This is a genomic window from Streptomyces mayteni (assembly GCF_054783955.1).
Genome location: NZ_BAAGPR010000069.1, coordinates 24084 through 42527 on the forward strand (window position 1 = coordinate 24084; position 18444 = coordinate 42527).

The window sequence follows — 18444 nt, forward strand, 5'->3', positions numbered from 1 at the left end:
GGGAAACCAGGGCGTCTGGTCGTTGGACATGTGCGACGCTACTCACTGAGTCACCGAACGGCTACCCGCTGAGCGCGGTGCTCGGCCGGAAAACGCGGACATGTGGGGAGACATCGCCGATGGCACAGCTCAGCACCGGTCTCGGTGATCTGAGCAGGCTGCGGACCCTCGTGGACAGCAGCGATCTCGAGGAGATCCGGCACATCATCAGCCACGCGTACAGCCCCTACCACCTCGACTGCCTCGGCGACCCACGGGAGTTCGCCGCCTGGTACGCCGAGGACGGCTTCCCCGGGATCACCATCTCCGGCCTGCGCTACGGATCGGCACATCTCGACGCGGAGACCCTGATCAAGCCGCAGGCGCTCGAGACCTACCTGCTGGTCTGTCAGGTCACCCACGGCCGGGTCAGGGTGAGCCGCCCAGGGCGGGAGGAGTACGTCGTCGGGCCCGGCCAGACCTATGTGCTCGACCCCTACCGGCCGTTCCAGGTGCACTGGTCGCCCGGCGCCCAGATGACGACCCTCAGGCTCGACCGCGATGTCGTGGAGCGGGCCGCCGCCGACGCGCTCGGCGTCGACGTGGCCGTGCGCGCCAAGTTCGCGCTCGGCAGTGCCATCTCGCCCGACGCCGCCCGCACCTGGGCCGGCATCTCGGGCGCCGTGCACCGCGAGGTGCTCGGCGAGGGCATCGCCCGCACCAACCCGCTCGTCGCGACGCATCTCACGCAGACCTCCGCCGCGTTGCTCGTCCAGACGCAGCGGCTGATCACCCCTGGCATGGACCCCCGCCGCACCGGCATCGTCGCCCACAGCGCGGTGCGTCGCGCGATGGCCCTGGTGGAGGAGCGGCCCGACGAGCCGCACACCCTCGCCGACCTGGCGTCGGCGGCCCGCGTCAGCCCCCGCGCCCTCCAGGAGGCGTTCCGCCAGCACCTGGACACCACCCCGCTCGGCTACCTCCGCGAGGTCCGCCTCCGCCGCGCCCACCAGGACCTGCTGTCGGCCGGCGAGGACGGCTCGGCCACCGTCACCGACGTCGCCTACCGCTGGGGCTTCTCCAACCTGGGCAGGTTCGCCGCCTACTACCGCGACCGCTACGGCCACCCACCCTCGAAGACCCTCAGCGGCTGAGCCCGCCTCCGCCACCCGACCGCGACCTTCACGGTGTCATCACGTTCGACCGAACGGTGCCGAAGTGGCTGGCGCGTCACTACAGTTCTCCGTGTGCGGCACGTCACAGTGTGTCGCTCATCGAGAGCTGGGCGGGGATCCGTGGGTGCCCGGTGTGAAATTCTGTGGGGGCTTTGTGCGCGACATGGTCAAGGGTTCGAACGTGACTCTGGCAGCCGAGAGCGAGAACGTCGGCTCGGTGATCGTCAGTCTCGGCTGGGTGAGCCCCGCGGGCGACGGCGACGCGGACGTCTCCGTCCTCTTACTCGACGCGAACGGCAAGGTGCGCGGCGACGCCGACTTCTACTTCTACAACAACCCGATGGCGGCGGACGGCAGCGTGCAACTGCTGGGCAAGACCCCGACCGCGGCGGGGAACGAGGACCGGATCGGCTTCGACCTGACCGCCGTCCCGGCCGATGTCCAGCGCGTCGTCGTGGCCGCGAGCCGTTACCACGGCGCCCGCTTCGGTGAACTGGAGGACCTACGGCTGTCGTTGGCCGACGCCACCGGCGAGACTCTTCTCCGCTTCGCCATCGACGATGTCGACTCGGTGAGCGCGGTCATCTTCGGCGAGCTGTACCGGCGCGGCGAGGAGTGGAAGTTCCGCGCCGTCGGGCAGGGCTACGACACCGGCCTCGCGGGGCTCGCCTCGGACTTCGGCGTGGACATCGAGGACGACGCCGACGCCGACGCCGACACCGACGCCGACACCGACACCGACGCCGACGTCGTCGGCGACGCGGAAGTCGTCGTCGAGCCGGTGGCGACCCAGGACGCCGCTGCCCCGGCACCGCCGACCGCCGCCGCGGCGGTCGAGCCGTCCTCGCGCCAGGCACCGGCCGCCGTCCCCGCGTCCGGCTCGGCCGACGACGAGTCCGAGCCGAAGCGGCCGGCGCCCCGGCCCCGCACCGCGCGGAAGAAGGTCACGCTGCCCCGGCAGACCAGGAAGTCACTCGCGGAGAACGAGTCCTGGCGGGAGGCGAGGCTGTTCCCGGTCTCGGCGCTCAGGAGCGACCGGGACCGGGAGACGCGCGCCACGTCCGTACTGCTTTCGGCGATGGCGCAGGTTCCCGAGTTCGGCCGACGACTCACCGCCGCCTTCGGCGCGCCGGCCGGTCGGATGGCGGCGTTTACCGAGGTCACGCTGCCCCACGGCGACTCGCCGCGCCGCCCGGACGGCGTGATCCGCGTCGAGCGGGCCGGCAAGCTCTGGACGGCGCTGGTGGAGACGAAGACCAACGGCAACCCCCTCCGGGCCGACCAGGTGCAGGCGTACGTCGACATCGCCGCGCGGCGCGGCTACGAGGCCGTGATCACCCTCTCGAACGACGTCGCGCTGGAGGGCAGCCCACTCGTCGACGTCAGGATCGACGGGCGCCGGAAGCACAAGGTGGCGCTCCGGCACCTCTCGTGGGCGGAAGTCGCCCACCAGGCACAGATGTTGATCCGTCACGAGGGCCTCGGCAACCCGGCCCACGCCTGGCTGTTGTCGGAGCTGCTGCACTACCTGCGGCATGAGAACTCCGGCTGTCACGGCTTCCAGAACATGGGGCCCGCCTGGGTGCCCGTCCGCAACGGGATCGACGACGAGACCCTCTGCCAGGGGGATTCGCGTGCGCTCGAGGTGGTGGAGAGCTGGGAGCGGCTCATCCGCCAGGTCTGCCTCAGCCTCGGCGGTGAACTCGGCCGCAAGGTGCTGCCGGTGCAGCGCGCGAAGCGGGGAAGCGACCCGGAGGCGCGCCGCGATCGACTCGCCGACCAACTCTGCCTCGACGGGCGGCTCCAGGCCGAACTGCGCATCGAGGGCACGCCCGGTGTCCTCGCGATCAGCGCGGATCTGCGCACCGGCAGGCTCCGCACGTCGATCGAGATCCCGGCGCAGGAGCAGGGCTACCCGCTCTCGGGGGTGAAGCGGCTCGTCAGGCGCCTGGCCGAGGCGCCGGCCGACCTCCACATCGAAACTCTCGTCGAGGGCGAGGTGGGAGGCCCCAGGGGCACCCTCGAACGGCTCCGCCCGGAGCCGGCCGACCTGCTGCCGAAGAACAACGGCAGCCCGATCGTCGGCTTCCGCCTCTCCCTTTTCAAGGGCATGGGAAGTGGCCGTGGCAACGCCGAGACCGGCTTCATCCGTAGTGTGGACGACGCCGTGCACCGCTTCCACGACACCGTGGTCGTCCACCTCGACGGGCCGAACCCCCGCCGCGTGGCGGCCAAGGCCGGCTGAGCCACGAGCCCTTACCCGAGCCCTTACCCGAGGGCTGCCCCGGGCGCGCGGGTTCTCTACGCCTGGGATGCGTTCCGCTCGGGTCCGCGTCCCGGTCGCCGCGCGGGTTCGCGGTCCTCGCGCGCCGGTGGCCTCGCGCCACGGGCGACTCCGCACGCGAACCATGCTCACGGCCGCGGCCGGCCCCGTCACCGGCTGGTCGACAGCCGGTTGGCCATGGTGTGTTCGAGGAGGGTGACGAGGGCGAGCTTGCTGGACTCGCGGGAGCGGGCGTCGCACATCACCACCGGCACCCGCGGGTCGAGGTCGAGCGCGTGCCGTACCTCGTCGGCGTCGTAGTCGCACGTGCCGTGGAAGCGGTTGACGGCGACGACGAACGACGTGCCCCGGTGCTCGAAGTAGTCGACGGCCGGGAAGCAGTCCTCGAGCCGCCGGGTGTCGGCCAGCACGATGGCGCCGAGCGCGCCGAGCGCCAACTCGTCCCACATGAACCAGAAGCGGTCCTGCCCAGGCGTGCCGAAGAGGTAGAGCACCAGGTCCCCGCTGATCGTGATCCGGCCGAAGTCCATGGCCACGGTCGTCGTGGTCTTGCCCTCCACGCCGCTGAGGTCGTCCACGCCCTCGCTCGTCCGCGTGATCACCTCCTCGGTGCGCAGCGGGGAGATCTCGCTGACGGAACCGACCATGGTGGTCTTCCCGGCGCCGAAGCCGCCAGCGATCAGGATCTTGACCGCCGTCGGGAGGCCGCCGGAGGCGGGATGCCGCTCAAAGCCTGCGAATGCCATCGAGTACCGCCTGAAGGAGCTGGATGTCCGGGGCCTCCGCCAGCGCGATCGGCGCGCGGGTCTGGATGGCCCCCGTGTCGAGTAGGTCGCCGAGCAGGACCTTGGTCACTGTCACGGTCATGTCCAGCCGAGCGGAGATCTCGGCGACGGAGAGCGGGTTGTTCGCGCACATGCGCAGGATCACGATGTGCTCCGGCTCGAGACCGGGGCGTGCCGTGTCGGGATCCGGGGCGACGATCAGGGTGATGAGGTTGAACTCGTCCCGGCTCGGCCGGGTCCGGCCGCCGGTTCTGGCGAACGAGCGCACGATGGGGCCCGCCTCCACGTCCCACCATGACTCATCGGGTCCGGACATGGCGCCGGACCTCAGGAGAACGGCGGCGAGACCGCTGCCGCGTGCCGTGGCGCCGCGGCGAGGTAGTCACCGACCCGCTTGACGATCAGGTTCATCTCGTAGGCGACGAGGCCGACGTCGATGTCCGCCTCGCCCAGGATCGCGAGGCAGGCGCCCTGGCCCGCGCCCGTCACGAAGAGGAAGAGGCTCTCCAGCTCGACGATCGTCTGCCGTACGGGACCGCCGCCGAAGCGCAGCCCGAAGCCCTTGGCCAGGCTCTGGAAGCCGGAGGCGACGGCCGAGATGTGCTCGGCCTCCTCCCGGCCGAGTGCCTGCGAGTGGGCGATCACCAGTCCGTCGGCCGAGAGGACGAGGGCGTGTCTCGTCCTGGGCACCCGCCGCACGAGGTCGTCGAGCATCCAGTTGAGGTCGGTGACCTGTTTCGGCATCTGCGTCATCGCGGGTCCCACTGCCCTTCTGGGGCCGGCACGTGCCCGGCCACGTCGTCTTGTCCGCCGAGTTGCCGGCCGTGCTGTTCGCCGAACTGTTCCCGATCCGCCTCCGCACGCCCGCGGTACGACTGGCGCTGGTAGCGCGACATCAGGCGGCGTGCCTCCTCGGCCGACCGTTCCTCGGGCGCCGCCTCGGGCGCCGGGGTCGAGGTGGTGAGCAGCTGCGGCTGCATGCTCGCCTGGCGGACCCGGCGCGGCAGCTGCTTCGGTGCGCGCCGTGGCCGCTCCGCTCGCGCCGTCTCCTGGGGATCGGCGCGGATCGGTTCCACGTTGTCCGGCATCCGCGGCTCCTCCCAGCGGGACGGCGTCTCCGCCGGCCACGCCGTTCCGGCCATCCCCGCCGCCGTTCCGGCGGCCCCCATCGTTCCGGCGGCCCCCGTCGTCCCCGCCATTCCCGCCGTCTGCACTGCCGGTACCGGCTGAACCGGCTGAACCGTCTGCGCCTGGCCCGTCGGCCACCCAGGACCCGCGGGCTCGACCGCACGCACCGGCTCCGCCATCTCCGGACGCGGCGGCGTCGAACCCTGTCCGATCAGCTCCGTCGGGGCCAGCACGACGGCCGAGGTCCCGCCGTAGGGCGAGGGGCGGAGGGTGATCATGATGCGGTGGCGGGCCGCCAGCCGCGCGACCACGAACAGGCCGAGGCGGGTGTCCTCCGTGAAGCCCATGACGTTGAACTCGGGCGCCGCCGCCAGCAGTCGGTTGGCCTGGTCCCGCGCCTCGTCGGTCATGCCGATGCCGCGGTCCTCGATCTCGATGCCGAGCCCCTTCGGCACCACCTCGGCCCGGATCTGCACGCTGGTGTGCGGCGGGGCGAACGTCGTCGCGTTCTCCACCAGTTCGGACAGCAGGTGCATCATGTCGCCGGCCACCGGGCCGGCGAGCGTGACGTCGGGGATCCCGGCCAGCTTGACGCGGGAGTAGTCCTCGGTCTGCGAGGCCGCCGCCCGCAGGATCTCCGTCAGCGGCACCGGCTGACGCCAGCGGCGGGCGGGCATCGCGCCGCCGAGGATGGACAGGTTCTCGGAGTTGCGCCGCATCCGGGTGGCGAGGTGGTCGACCCGGAACAGCTCGGCGAGCAGATCGGGGTCCTCCTCGCTGTCGCGTTCCAGCGTGTCGAGCATCGCGAGCTGCCGGTGCACCAACCCCTGGCTGCGCTGCGCCAGGTTGAGGAACACCCGGCTGATCCCCTCGCGCGTCTCGGCCTGCTCGATCGCCGCGCGGACGGCGATGCGCTGCGCCGTGGCGAACGCGCCGGCGACCTGCCCGATCTCGTCCGATCCCTGCTCGATCTGCGGGACGGCCTCGGCGAGTTCCACCTTGTCGCCGCGCTGCAACCGGCCCATCAGCTCGGGCAGTTGCTCCTCGGCCAGCCGCAGCGTCGCGCCGCGCAGGTCGCGCAGCCGGCGGATCAGCGCCCGGGAGACCAGCACGGAGATCAGCACCGCCAGCGCGATGGCCAGCAGGGCGCCCACGCTGGTGAGGATCACCGAGGTCATCAGCTCGTCGACCCGGTCGTTGGCGAAGCCGACCGCGAAGTCCACCTGGTCCAGGGTGAGTTCCTGAAGGCTCGTCGCCACCCCGAGCATCGAGGTCTGCCAGCTCGCGAAGCCGGTCGGGATCCGGCCGGTCTCCATGGCCGACTGCTCGGCGGCGACCAACGCCGACCAGTCCTGCCCCGCGGTGACCTCCTGGTAGTGGTCCGCCTGCGTCCCCCGTAGCGCAGGCGACACCACCGCCCACTGTTCCTGCTGCGCGCCGACGAGCCTGGCGAACTGCCGCTGCTCGTCGGCGGACATGCCGGCGGGCGACGACAGCCCGGCGGACAGCACCGCGTTCTGCCGGGCGAGGCTCTCGAGCGCGCGGAACAGGGCCGCGGCGGTCGTCCCCTCGTTGAGCGCCTCGGAGTCGTTGGTCAGGCGGGCCTCGGCCTCGAAGTACGTCATGCCGACGCTCAGCGCGCCGGTGTAGAACTCGTACGCGGCGCCGTGGTCGATCTGACGCGCGTCGACCTGCTGCCGGAACTCGGGCAGCATCGCCAGGCCCTCGCCGATCTGCCCGAAGATCCGCTGGAGGTCGGGCGGGTTGTTCTCCACCACCGGCGCCGCGGCCTCGTTCATCGCGGCCAACTTCTGGTCGGTGTCGGCGCGTTGCGCCTCGAGGTCCTCCCGATCGGCGCCCGGCTCGGCCAGGTAGCCCATCGAAAGACGGCGTTCCTCCTGCAGCGCGACCATCGCGGTCACGCCGTTGACCCCCACGGCCTCCACGTCCCGCACGGTCTGTCGCAGGGCGAGCGCCTCGTTGAACCCGGCGATCGTGTAGGTGCCCCACAGCGCGGTGAGGGCCAGGCTCGGGATGAGCACCAGGACGAGGACGCGGGCCCGGATCGACCAGGGGCCCCGACGGCCACGGGGCGGCATCGTGTACGACATCGACGCCCAGGGTGGTGGACCCCGGGACGTCGATGTCGACGATTCGCGAACACGAAATCGTCAATTCCCGCACGGAGGTTTTCCGTCCGCGTGCCCGACGACGCCGGCAGCTCGTCACATGCGCCGTTCACCGATCTGGGACCGCCGGTATTCGCTGGGCGTGACATCGTAGAAATGGCGGAACATACGGGTGAATACGGTCGGATTCTCGATTCCGACGGATCGGGCGATCGCGGCGATGGGACGCTGTCGCCGTTGCGGGCTCGCCAGGTTGCGGCGCGCCTCCGCCATCCGGGTCTCGCGAATGTATCTGGCCGGTGACGTGCCGCTTTCCCGAAAGACGAGTTCGACATAGCGCACGGAAACCCCGAACGCCGCCGCCATCGCCTTCGCGGACAGATCGGGCTCGGCGAGATTGCGCCGTACGAAGTCCCGCATGCGGAGGAGTTGGGCGCGGTGCCCGAGGAGCCCGTTGACCGCCGTCCGGTCGCCGAACTCGTCGGACCGCAGCACGGAGAAGATCAACTCACGCAGGACGTAACCCAGTTCGGGCAGCAGGTCGGGATCGAACCGCTCACCGCCGGCCTGGATCTCCGTGATCGTGGCCCACAGCACGCGCAGCACCGGGTTCTCGGCGGTGATGCGGCGCCCGACGCGCTCCCGTTCGACCGGCATGACCCGTGCCACGTCCGCCCTGGGCAGCGTCAGCACGAGGTGGTGGGCGAACCCGTCGGCCCTGAGCTGGAAGGGGACGGTGCTGTCCAGCAGCACCGCGTCGCCGGACCGCAGCTGCGACCCGGTATTTCCGCTGAACGACGAACTGGCCTCCTTGGCGATGGAGAGCAGATAGAAGTCGTCCTGGTTTCCGAGCAGCATCCTGGGCGCGCGCACCACTCGCACCGGGTCGGAACCGACGTCGGTCAGGGTGAGACATTTCAGGTCGATCTGGCGGAGCCAGCCCGTGTAGTCGGCCTTGCGTCCGGTTCCGCCGACGGGGATCGCGTCGAGTTCGATCAGGGAGTCGTGCAGCATTCCTCGCCAGGCGTCGACGTCGGGTGACGGGCCGCCGACCAGATGGGGATGCGAGTTCATCGCACGGTCCTTCCTTCGTATGGGCAGGACGAGCCAGAAATGTATAGACCGAGTGCGCGGATGGTCGGTTCGGGGCGGGAGAGAAAGCTCACCATGTTCTCCGCCGTACTCCGACGCGGCGACCAGGAGGTAGCACATGCGCAGGGCCGCCGTACTCGGAGGCAGCATCGCCGGGCTGTTGGCCGCCCGAGTGCTCAGTGACCACGCCGACGAGGTGGTGGTGCTCGAACGGGACGACGTCGCCCTCTCCGGCGACCCGGCGGCGGAGCGGGAGCCACGGCCCGGCGTCCCGCAGGGCAGCCAGATGCACGCGCTGCTCGACGCGGGCCGCCGCCGGATGGACGACTGGTTCCCCGGCTTCTCCGCCGAACTCGTCGCCGACGGCGCCGCGCACGCCAACAGCGGCTCGGACGTGCACTGTTACCTCGACGGCAACCTCAAGGTGCTGGTCGAAGGCGTGGAGATGGTCAGCGCCACGCGGCCCTTCCTTGAGGCCCACCTCCGCCGCAGGGTGCTGGCGCTCGGCAACCTGCGGCCGGTCAACGGCCGGGTGCTCGGGCTGGCGTTCACCGGCGACCGGGTGACCGGCGTGCGGTACTCGGGCCAGGCCGGCGACGAGCTCCTCACCGCCGACCTGGTCGTCGACGCCACCGGTCGCGCCAGCCGCGTCGGAACCTGGCTGCGCGAGGAGGGCTGGCCGGAGCCGGCGATGCGGCGCATGCACGTCGACCTCGGCTACGCCACCGCGCTGTTCCGCCGCTCCGGCGGGCCGCACGACGCGACGGTGGCACAGTCCCTGTGGAAGCTGCCGGACGGCCGACTCCGGCTCGGCACCCTCGGCCGGGTCGAGGGCGACCGCTGGATCGCGCTGGTGGCCGGGTACGCGGACGACCGACCGGGGCGGGGCACGGCCGAGTTCCTGCGCCGCTGCGCTGACGACCCGGCGGCGCCGTTCCGCCAACTCGCCCAGGACGGCGAGCCGATCGGCGAACCGGTGACCTACCGGCACCCGGACAACCGGCGCCGCGACTTCCACCTGCTCGACCGCCTCCCCGCCGGACTCGCCGCGGTCGGCGACACGTTGGCCTCGTTCAACCCCATCTACGGCCAGGGCATGTCCTCGGCCACGATGCACGCCGCGTGCCTCGCGACCTACCTCGAATCCGGTCCGTCCCCGCGGGATCCCGCCTGGTCGTACTTCCGAGACACCGCCGCCGTCGTCGACGACGCGTGGCAGACGTCCGCCCTCAACGACCTGCGCCTCCCACACGTCACAGGACCCCGCCCCCGCGGCTTCCGGGTCGCCACCCGACTCAGCGATCTCATCGTCCAGGCGTCGGTCACCGACCCGGTGATACACCGGCGCTTCCTGGAGGTGATGCACATGCTGTCCCCGGCGAAGACCCTGATGCGCCCCGGAACCCTGCTGCGGGCGGCATGGGCGGCCCGCCGACCCGCGGGCTCGGCCTGACGCTCCATCAGTTACCTGTCCGCGACTCCAGGTCGAGACGGGTGTCGTCGCCGTAGACCCCCGTCTCGTCGCCCCGGATGCCGTACCAGAGTTGGAAGCGGGCGACCGCCTCGGTGAGCGTCGCGTCATACTCGCCGCCAACCGAGCCGTTCTCGTACACGTTCGGGATGTCGCGCAGCCGCCGCTGGAGTTCGACCACCTCGGGCCCGGCGTCGCCCTCCCGGAGGGTCCCAGGGCCATCGGGATCGACCGCCCGCTCGGTCGGCACCTCGGCGCTCGGGGGCGCCTCGTCCTTCGTCTCGCCCGTCTCGCCTCCGGAGACGAGCAGCGCACCGCCGAAGCCGACGAGAGCCGCGGCGACCACGGCGACGGCAACGGCCGCCCGCCCGGTGCGACGCCCCCGGTCCGCTCCCGGAAGCTTCGGCAACTCCTCGGTCGCGGGCTCCGGCGCCGGCGGGACGGGCACGGTCTCGTAGTCCTCGTCGGCGTCGCGGTCCGAGTCCATCTCCCGCAACAACTCCGCCAGCCTCTCGGAGCGGCGGCGCATCATGACATGAGTCGGCTCGATCGCGGGCCGCTCCGCCCCCCGCTCCCCCTCGGGCGGCACCGACACACCCACACCCGTCTCCTTCCGCGCACGCTGACACCCGCACTGCTCGAGGAGACACACGGAACGGCCGGCGCCGAAGTTCAACGGATCGCCGTCGGGCGGCTTGTCACGTGCCCGCCGGGGGGCACGGGTGCTCGCGGCCACGGAGCGACGCCACAAGACGAAGGCCCCGGCCGTGGATGGCGGCTGGGGCCTTCGTTCAGCCCGGTGAGAGCTGGCGGAGGATACGAGATGCGAACTCGTGGAGGTGTGAACCCAACACGCTTTCCAACTGTGGTGGTGAGCTCCGGGACCACGGGCAGGGGCGTTCACTTGGGCTCACGGGCGACCAGTTGTGGGCGTGCCCTCCGGTCCCGGCCCGTCTGGACGGCCGTAGTGTGCCCTCAGCCTCAGGGCCTGAGCCGGTTCTGCTGAGGGTCAAAGCAGACCAGACCCATCGAGTCTGCGAGGGTCGCCGCGTAGGCAGAAGCTTCCTCAGCCATGCGCCAGCGCATCGGGAAGTAAATGAGCGGGCCACATGCCTCTCGGATCAGCGGACTCGTCGACCAAGGGGAGGTGTCCTCCTCATCGTCGGTCAGGTCATACCACCGTTCCAGGAGGGCGGCGACGTAAACCGCTACGCGCTCGGTCGGCGGATGCTCCACATCCGAATCGACGTAGCGCTCATACAGGTCCGTGAGCGCTCGCGCGGCCGCCTTATCGTCCGCAGGACGTTCGCCATCCCATACGGCCAAGTCGTAACTCATGCCCGGATGATCTCACTCTGCACTGACGGGTCCTCTTGGGCGCCGAACGGCCTCTTGACTGAGAGAGGTCATCAGCTTGGGAAGCTCGGGTTTCTCGGCGTCGGCTGCTGTGCTGGACTGCAGCGGAGTGCTGCTGGGGTCTTGGAGGCATCCAGTGCCAGTTCCCGCGGTTTCCCGGAGAATCTGGCACGCCGATGGCATGGCCCCTTCGCCTCGAATGTCCCTTGACGGAGTTGGGCTCAGGAGTGTCTGAGCCTCGGCCGACGACAGTCAGCCCCGCTGGCGATGGTGTTGACCGATCAGGTGCGGGTGTGTCTCGACGTCCCTCACCGGCCTCAATCATGCTGCCATGCGGTCGACCAGCGCGAGCCGCGCCGGCGGAGACATGCCGGTGAGTCCCTGAGCGATGACCTCTTCGTCCCGAAGCAACTCAGGCGGCCGCTCGGTTCTGGGCTGGTGTGCCTATCACCTGCTCTGATGGTCCGCGGACGTCCGCGCTCGTCTGCCGCTGTACGTCGGCGTTGTCGCACAGTTGGACACTCACCTGTGCCGTGAGGGCACCTCCATGGAGCGGAGCGAGACAAGTCTTGTTTGCCAGGTTTCCTGAGCCTCTCCTCCAAGCGATCGAGCGGCTTGCAGGGCGAGCTCGGCAACCTTGACGCGAGCATCCGGCACATACTGCACCAACCACTGACCTTCCACATCGGTCCAGATCAGAGCGGGTACGGCTTGCTCAGTCAGAGAGGAACACCAAGTGGCTTCAGCTATGTAAAGAGCATCCTTTTGTGCATCAATAAGTAGATTGCAAACCATTCTATTGTGAGCGTTAATGAATGGCTGATCATAGCCCATCCTGGCGGCTGCAGTTAGATGACGCAATGCTTTTCTTGGCTCATCCGGGATCAGCGCGAATCCCAAGTCGTTGCGCGCGTTCGGATTTTCGGGAATTATTCTTGTTATTAGGCTAAAAGTAGATGCTGCCGCGTTCCGGTTCCCCGACTTGACCAGTTCAGCCCCTTGGAAAGTGAGCTGTGCAACGGTCTCTCGCTGGGACTCGTCCCCTTGATTCATGACGGCCCGTTCGGCGATCTCAGCGTTCAGAGCTGCGGACGAAATGGGCCGCAGATCCATGATCGCATCAGGGAACGGTATTGGTGCAGCCGCCCTGAGCCAGCGGTACTCGTGATGGAGGGATGATTCTTCCCAGTCGCTCAAGTAAGTCTCTGTCAGGCGATCGACTACCCACGCATACTGACTCTCGAGGTCGGCGTCTGGGGTGCCGTAATCAACCAGAGTGTTAAATTCATCGTCGGTTGGGCACTTCCAGTCGATCAGGTTATTGATGTCTGCCTGCTGAGTCCACGATTGCACTCTTGAGTGCCAGTCGTGAGTAAGCTCTGTAATCGTCAGGAGTAGAACTTCAGGGTTGGATTCCTCGCCCCCGTTGATAGGCCTGGCTGTTGTGTCTGCTCTACATAGCTGCGCCCATGGGGTGACCTCGTGTGGCATGTTATGGAGAATTTCATCGATTTCACCGCTTCGCCTGCTAGGTGTTACGAGGTTGAGGAGTTGAGGCAGTGATGCGAGGCCAGCAATCCGCTCCGCGATCTTGGGGCCGAGCCCGTAGCGAGCAAACGCGTAGCCGTCCAGGCCTCCGCCAGCGAGCGCCTTCAGGGCATCGACGATCTTCTCTCTGGATTGCAGGGGGTGCTCGCGCTCCGAGGGTGGAGCTAGCAGGGCATCACGTAGCAGCTTGGCAAGGCTGATGGCGCTCCATGTGCTGAGCTCAGAGGCTGGCTCCTCGGCCATCAGGCTGACCGCTGCATCGAACGGCCTAGCAGTAGGTTCGTCCATCGTGCGCCTCGCGGTGATCAGTACTGTCACACAACTGTTCACAGCATCATGCATTGGATCCATAGAGCTTGACAACCAGGATCCTGGGCAGGATCCTGGTATCTGGAGAGAGGAGGCGGCGTGAGCAGCGGTGATGTGATCTTCCAGTCAACTGACCTTGCTACCCAACGTCGCACAGAGTTCTTGGACGCGGCCCGCAGCGGCTTGGCCCGGCTGCGCGACAAGAACGGCACTAGTTTGGTGATGCTTCCCGAGCGACACTTGCATCTCCTGGAGGAGCTACGGAAGTGGTCTTCCGTGCACCTTCGCTTGGAGAGCCTGCTTGCTCGACCAGACTTCAGGCCCACTGTGCAAGAGCTGGGGGATCTGGCCTGGTTGCGTGTGTTCGACTGCGATGACCTGAAGGAGTTCGTAGCCGAACTGGGTGAAGCTATCGTCGCGGCAGATAGTGACAATGACACGGCTGTCCTGCGTGAATGCCTCGATGCCTGGAAAGTCACGGCTCGCCAGCTTGAGGATCCAATGCGGAGGAGTGTCCTGCTAAAGAAGGGCCTTGTTCCGGATCTCGTCGAGGCTGAGCGCCCTGAGGGAGAATTGGAGTAACTTCCAGTGACTCCAGGGGGGAGCGCTTACAAGCCCTACGAGCCCGCTAGAAGGCCGGGTGGGCGACCGGCTGATGCACCCAGCTACCGGGTTCTCGTCCATCGCCAGTTCAGGCAGCATTATGCCGACTTGGTAGAGCGTGTCGGCCTTCAGCAGGCCCAGCAGTTCTGGGATCACATCTCCCAGAATCCGGGGAAGCCGTGCCCTGTAGCGAGCATCACGATCCTTCGGGGTAAAGCAGGGCGCCCGATGACGGATGGTTGGTCCCGAACTCACCACTTTGAGATAACAGGTGCAGCGCGGGCTGACTATCAGTACCACAACAGCTACACCACCAGTGCAGATGGCGATCCACATCCCGTGGTAGCTATTCTGACTTTAAACTATTCGAGTCACTAATCTGCGAGGTTGGGGGATAAATGAAGCCTCGTTGATCAGGTCTGTCACTTAGTAGGAGATTCGAGAATATCGCGTGCGGCTCAGTCGGGCGAAACCTGCTGGGCCGCTGCTGTTTTTGGCTTTCCTGTACTTACTGAAGTTTTCTCAATGGAGATTATTTCCAGTGTTTGTTGAGGACGAGGGCGGCGCGGGCTATGTCGCCGATTCGGCTTGGGCTGAGGCTGACATGCCGCAGGGTGCGCCAGCGTTGTTTGAGTTCGGCGGCGGCGCGTTCGCCCAGTGCGCGGAGGTGTCTGATCAGGGCGTTCGTCATGCGGGTGTCGGCGTGTAGGGCTTGCTCGGACTGTCCTTGGGGGCGGCGGAGGGGGACTCGGATGCCTATGCCGGCGCCGATGTATCCCTTGTCCGCCAGGGTTGGTAGGCCGTCGGCCGCGGCCTTGTACAGCGCGGGCAGCACGTGGGTGCGGGCGGCGGTGATATCGGGGGTGGAACCGGGCTCGACATCGGAGACCCACAACGGGCCGCCGTCGGGGGCGGACAGAAACTGCACATTGCCGCCGAACGCCTTGTGCTTCTTGCTGAACCACAGGTCGTTGCCGCTCTCGCGGACGCCGGCGAGGCGGTCCGACTCGATGAGTGTGCCGTCGAGGATCACGTGCGTCATCCCCTCCCGCCGGCAGCGATCCAGTACCTCATGCAGGTCAGGTGCCTGTTGAGCGAGGACGTTGATGCCCTCGTGGAGGTAGCGGTAGCCGGTGGCCAGGGAGACGCCCGCGTCGCGGGCCAGACAGTGCACACAGCTGGCCTCGCGGAACCAGCGCAGCACCAGCACCGCTTGACGGAACGGCCCCAGCACCCGCGAGCCCCGAGGCGTCCGGAGGTGTCGGCGGTGTGCGGCGAGCAGATGAGCGAGGTACTCCACCACGTGGCGGGGCACGTCGAGCGTGGCAACATAGGTAACCAACGTGAAGCCTCTGGTTGTTGCGGACATGATCTTGTGGTGAGACCTGTCCTACCAGGGGCTTCACGTCTGTCCGCAGCCGGGTCCCGTGCGTCCGACCTGCTCATACACGGACGGTTCACGCCACTTCGCGTAGATCATTTCGCTGAGAAAACCTCACTGGGTGGTCGCGGGCCGGTACCAGGACGGCATCGACGATGAGCACGGTGTCCATGCAGAACCGCTGACGCAACCTGTTCGCGTCGTATCGCGGCCACCAACTTGCCGAAGCAGCGCGGGCTCAGCCCGGTGAAGGCCCTGTCCAGGACGGCACCGACGTCTCTTGGTCCGACGCTGGTCCAGAATGCCGCCATGGCCGACGAGGAGCACCACGAGGCAGCAGCACGCTCATTTCTGTCATGCGCGGCCGAGGTGGCTCGGCTGCTCGACCTGGGGAACTCGGCCGACCTGCGGGAAGACCGACGTGCGCGGCACCTGGCTCACACGGTACGCAGGCCACTACTCGAACGCGCCAGCCTGCCCGAGGAGTTCTTCGCCCCACTGATGGCCGCGGCTGTCTACGACCCGGACCCCAGCTTCTGCCGCTGGTTCGTCGAGCCGGCGCTCTACGCATTCGGGCGCCGCCGAGTCATGGCGGCACTCCTCGACTATCTGCGAACGGGCACGGAGGCAGAGCGAGCCGGAGCCAAACGCGCCTGGTACTGCGCACACCTGCCGCTGCGTGCGAACCGTTCCCCCGCCTACGCACCCGGTGGCAGCCGTGACCCCGCCCTGGACGAGTCCCGCGACGTGGTGGACGAGTGGCTGAAGGAATGCAGCGAACAACTGCGTCGTCCCGCTGCCTCACCGGACCGCAACGAAGCCTGAGCCCCCTTGCTGTCGCTGGCCCCCGGAAGTAACGGGACAACCCTTGGTGGGTGTGACCTCATCGGCCTTGACCAACTGCGCGATCATTGGGGCGCGGTTCCCCCGGCGGACGCCGGTAGCGTCATCGCCCGTCGGCCCGGCGAAGCGATGCGGTCACAGCACTAGCGAAGCGGTACACCCGCGACTGGGGTCCTACTCGGGAAGGCGCGGACCTGGCGGCCGGCTATCTGCGGACCAGAAAGCACCGCTTGCGGCCCGAGGTACGCGCACGGTTGCGGCGACACCTGCGGGCGGAAGCCGGGCTACCGCCCGCAGCGCGAGCAGCTGCGGCGGGAGTTCAAGTCGACGAAGTCCCGTGCGGGTCGTCGGACGATCGGGTTGCCCGAGCCGGTGGTCGGGTTGCTGTGGGCACCGGGAGGAACAGGAGGCCGAGCGGCTGGCGGCGGGGGCGGCCTGGCAGGGGACGGGCTTCGTCTTCGCCTCGCCGACTGGCGGGTCGCTGAGTCCGAATACGGGCCACCATGTGTGGAAGCGGCTGCTGCGGGATGCCGGGGTGCGGGACGGTCGGCTGCATGACGCGCGCCACACCGCCGCGACGGTGCTGCTGATCCTCGGCGTTCCGGATGTCGTCGGGGACGCGCTCTGGGGGGACACCCGAGGCGAAACGAGACGGAAAACGAGACGGAAAGTGAGACGGACAAGACGAAGGCCCCGGCCGTGGATGGCGGCTGGGGCCTTCGTTCAGCCCGGTGAGAGCTGGCGGAGGATACGAGATTCGAACTCGTGAGGGGGTGAACCCAACACGCTTTCCAAGCGTGCGCCCTAGGCCACTAGGCGAATCCTCCGTGGGGAACGATACAAGACGTTGGGCGGTGGTCGCGAACCGGTTGGGGGCGTGGGTGGGGGTGGGGATCGGGTAGGGTTGGCGGCAGCCCCTCACGCGGCGCTATCTCGCTGAACTCCCCCAGGGCCGGAAGGCAGCAAGGGTAGGTGAGCTCTGGTGGGTGCGTGGGGGGCCCTGTGCTGTGGGCGCGAGTGTCAGTGGTGCCCGATATCGTCGGTGTCGTGTCCTCGCTCGCGCTGTATCGCCGCTACCGACCCGAGACCTTCGCGGAGGTCATCGGGCAGGAGCACGTGACCGTCCCGTTGCAGCAGGCCCTGCGGAACAACAGGGTCAATCACGCGTATCTGTTCAGCGGGCCGCGCGGCTGCGGCAAGACGACCAGTGCGCGCATCCTCGCCCGGTGTCTCAACTGCGAGCGCGGGCCGACGCCCACGCCGTGTGGGGAGTGCCAGTCGTGCGTGGATCTCGCGCGGAACGGGCCGGGGTCGATCGACGTGATCGAGATCGACGCCGCCTCGCACGGTGGCGTGGACGACGCCCGTGAGCTGCGCGAGAAGGCGTTCTTCGGGCCCGCCGTCAGTCGGTTCAAGATCTACATCATCGACGAGGCGCACATGGTCACCCCGGCGGGGTTCAACGCCCTGCTGAAGGTGGTCGAGGAGCCGCCCGAGCATCTGAAGTTCATCTTCGCGACCACCGAGCCGGAGAAGGTCATCGGCACGATCAGGTCGCGCACCCACCACTATCCGTTCCGGCTGGTGCCGCCCGGCACGCTGCGTGAGTATCTGGGTGAGGTCTGTCAGCGCGAGGAGATCCCGGTGGATCCCACGGTGCTGCCGCTGGTGGTGCGCGCCGGCGCCGGGTCCGTGCGGGACTCGATGTCGGTGATGGACCAGCTGCTCGCGGGCGCGGCGGACGACGGCGTCACCTACGAGATGGCCACCTCGCTGCTCGGCTACACGGACGGGGCGCTGCTCGACGACGTGGTGGACGCGTTCAAGGCGGGCGACGGGTCGACCGCGTTCGGGGTGGTGGACCGGGTCATCGAGGGCGGTCACGATCCGCGGCGGTTCGTCACGGATCTGCTGGAGCGGCTGCGCGACCTGCTGATCCTCGCCGCCGTGCCGGACGCGGCGGACAAGGGGCTGATCGACGTCCCGGCGGACGTGCTGGAGCGGATGCGGGCGCAGGCGACGGCGTTCGGCCCCGCGGAGCTGAGCCGCGCGGCCGATCTGGTCAACACCGGTCTTACGGAGATGCGGGGGGCCACCTCGCCCCGGTTGCAGCTGGAGCTGATCTGCGCCCGGGTGCTGCTGCCCGCGGCGTACGGGGACGAGCGGGCGCTGCAGAGCCGTCTTGATCGGTTGGAACGGGGGGGCGGGCCCGCGGCCGCGGCCGGGGCCGTGTTCCCGCCGGGGCCGGCTCGGCCGGGCCGGGGCACGGGCCCGGCGGTGCCGCAGGAGGCCGCGCAGGCGCAGCGGCCCCCTGCGCCGCCACCACCGGCGCCGGAACCACCGGCGCACGTGGCGCCAAGT

At 68.7% G+C, this 18444-nt stretch carries 15 protein-coding genes, 1 tRNA gene, 1 other RNA gene and 1 pseudogene; 7 read left to right on the plus strand and 11 right to left on the minus strand.

Going from position 1 to position 18444, the window contains the following annotated elements:
- The first annotated feature begins 119 nt into the window (after window positions 1-119).
- Entirely contained in the window at window positions 120-1133 is a 1014-nt protein-coding gene (locus tag ACYVPE_RS26185; RefSeq protein WP_461036173.1) for an AraC family transcriptional regulator, read from the plus strand.
- Between the two features lie 184 nt (window positions 1134-1317).
- Entirely contained in the window at window positions 1318-3399 is a 2082-nt protein-coding gene (locus tag ACYVPE_RS26190; RefSeq protein WP_461036174.1) for a TerD family protein, read from the plus strand.
- Between the two features lie 188 nt (window positions 3400-3587).
- Here ACYVPE_RS26190 and ACYVPE_RS26195 read toward each other — a convergent pair whose 3' ends face one another.
- From ACYVPE_RS26195 to ACYVPE_RS26215, 5 genes are all read right to left on the minus strand, one after another.
- A complete protein-coding gene (locus tag ACYVPE_RS26195; protein ID WP_461036175.1) occupies window positions 3588-4184 on the minus strand; it encodes a GTP-binding protein in 597 nt (198 codons plus the stop codon).
- Window positions 4165-4491 (minus strand): DUF742 domain-containing protein, encoded by a 327-nt coding sequence (locus ACYVPE_RS26200; protein WP_461036176.1) that lies wholly within the window; start codon window positions 4489-4491, stop codon window positions 4165-4167. The genes ACYVPE_RS26195 and ACYVPE_RS26200 overlap by 20 nt, the downstream gene beginning before the upstream one ends.
- 59 nt (window positions 4492-4550) lie before the next feature.
- Window positions 4551-4976: a roadblock/LC7 domain-containing protein gene (locus ACYVPE_RS26205; protein ID WP_461036177.1), complete on the minus strand. Its 426-nt coding sequence runs from the start codon at window positions 4974-4976 to the stop codon at window positions 4551-4553.
- Window positions 4973-7462 (minus strand): sensor histidine kinase, encoded by a 2490-nt coding sequence (locus ACYVPE_RS26210; protein WP_461036178.1) that lies wholly within the window; start codon window positions 7460-7462, stop codon window positions 4973-4975. Before ACYVPE_RS26210 ends, ACYVPE_RS26205 begins: the two co-directional genes overlap by 4 nt.
- A 114-nt stretch (window positions 7463-7576) precedes the next feature.
- On the minus strand, window positions 7577-8554 hold the full coding sequence (locus ACYVPE_RS26215) for a helix-turn-helix domain-containing protein (RefSeq protein WP_461036179.1): 978 nt from the start codon (window positions 8552-8554) through the stop codon (window positions 7577-7579).
- 136 nt (window positions 8555-8690) lie between these two features.
- On the opposite strand from ACYVPE_RS26215, the gene ACYVPE_RS26220 reads away from it, so the two are divergent.
- Window positions 8691-10025 (plus strand): FAD-dependent oxidoreductase, encoded by a 1335-nt coding sequence (locus ACYVPE_RS26220; RefSeq protein WP_461036180.1) that lies wholly within the window; start codon window positions 8691-8693, stop codon window positions 10023-10025.
- Between the two features lie 7 nt (window positions 10026-10032).
- Here the strand turns inward: ACYVPE_RS26220 and ACYVPE_RS26225 are convergent, their stop codons facing one another.
- From ACYVPE_RS26225 to ACYVPE_RS26235, 3 genes are all read right to left on the minus strand, one after another.
- Window positions 10033-10638, minus strand: coding sequence for a peptidoglycan-binding domain-containing protein (locus tag ACYVPE_RS26225; RefSeq protein ID WP_461036186.1), 606 nt, complete (start codon window positions 10636-10638; stop codon window positions 10033-10035).
- Between the two features lie 386 nt (window positions 10639-11024).
- Complete coding sequence (locus tag ACYVPE_RS26230) at window positions 11025-11381, minus strand: hypothetical protein (protein WP_461036181.1); 357 nt, start codon at window positions 11379-11381, stop codon at window positions 11025-11027.
- A 540-nt stretch (window positions 11382-11921) separates the two neighbouring features.
- Window positions 11922-13289 (minus strand): hypothetical protein, encoded by a 1368-nt coding sequence (locus ACYVPE_RS26235; protein WP_461036182.1) that lies wholly within the window; start codon window positions 13287-13289, stop codon window positions 11922-11924.
- Between the two features lie 66 nt (window positions 13290-13355).
- Here ACYVPE_RS26235 and ACYVPE_RS26240 point away from each other — a divergent pair, with 66 nt between their 5' ends.
- Window positions 13356-13838: a hypothetical protein gene (locus ACYVPE_RS26240; protein ID WP_461036183.1), complete on the plus strand. Its 483-nt coding sequence runs from the start codon at window positions 13356-13358 to the stop codon at window positions 13836-13838.
- 553 nt (window positions 13839-14391) lie between these two features.
- Here the strand turns inward: ACYVPE_RS26240 and ACYVPE_RS26245 are convergent.
- Both ACYVPE_RS26245 and ACYVPE_RS26250 read right to left on the minus strand, forming a co-directional pair.
- Window positions 14392-15201, minus strand: a complete 810-nt coding sequence (locus ACYVPE_RS26245) for a transposase family protein (RefSeq protein ID WP_461036187.1) — start codon at window positions 15199-15201, stop codon at window positions 14392-14394.
- A gap of 206 nt (window positions 15202-15407) precedes the next feature.
- Window positions 15408-15511 (minus strand): annotated as a pseudogene (locus tag ACYVPE_RS26250) (IS5/IS1182 family transposase); the annotation flags it as partial.
- Between the two features lie 38 nt (window positions 15512-15549).
- Here ACYVPE_RS26250 and ACYVPE_RS26255 point away from each other — a divergent pair.
- Entirely contained in the window at window positions 15550-16065 is a 516-nt protein-coding gene (locus ACYVPE_RS26255; protein ID WP_461036184.1) for a hypothetical protein, read from the plus strand.
- Between the two features lie 757 nt (window positions 16066-16822).
- On the opposite strand, the gene ACYVPE_RS26260 is transcribed toward ACYVPE_RS26255, so the two are convergent.
- Window positions 16823-16910 (minus strand) — tRNA-Ser (locus ACYVPE_RS26260).
- Between the two features lie 82 nt (window positions 16911-16992).
- Here ACYVPE_RS26260 and ffs point away from each other — a divergent pair.
- Window positions 16993-17089, plus strand: an RNA gene (ffs, locus tag ACYVPE_RS26265) — signal recognition particle sRNA small type.
- A gap of 41 nt (window positions 17090-17130) precedes the next feature.
- The coding region (locus ACYVPE_RS26270; RefSeq protein WP_461036185.1) for a DNA polymerase III subunit gamma and tau at window positions 17131-18444 on the plus strand (1314 nt) is incomplete at its 3' end.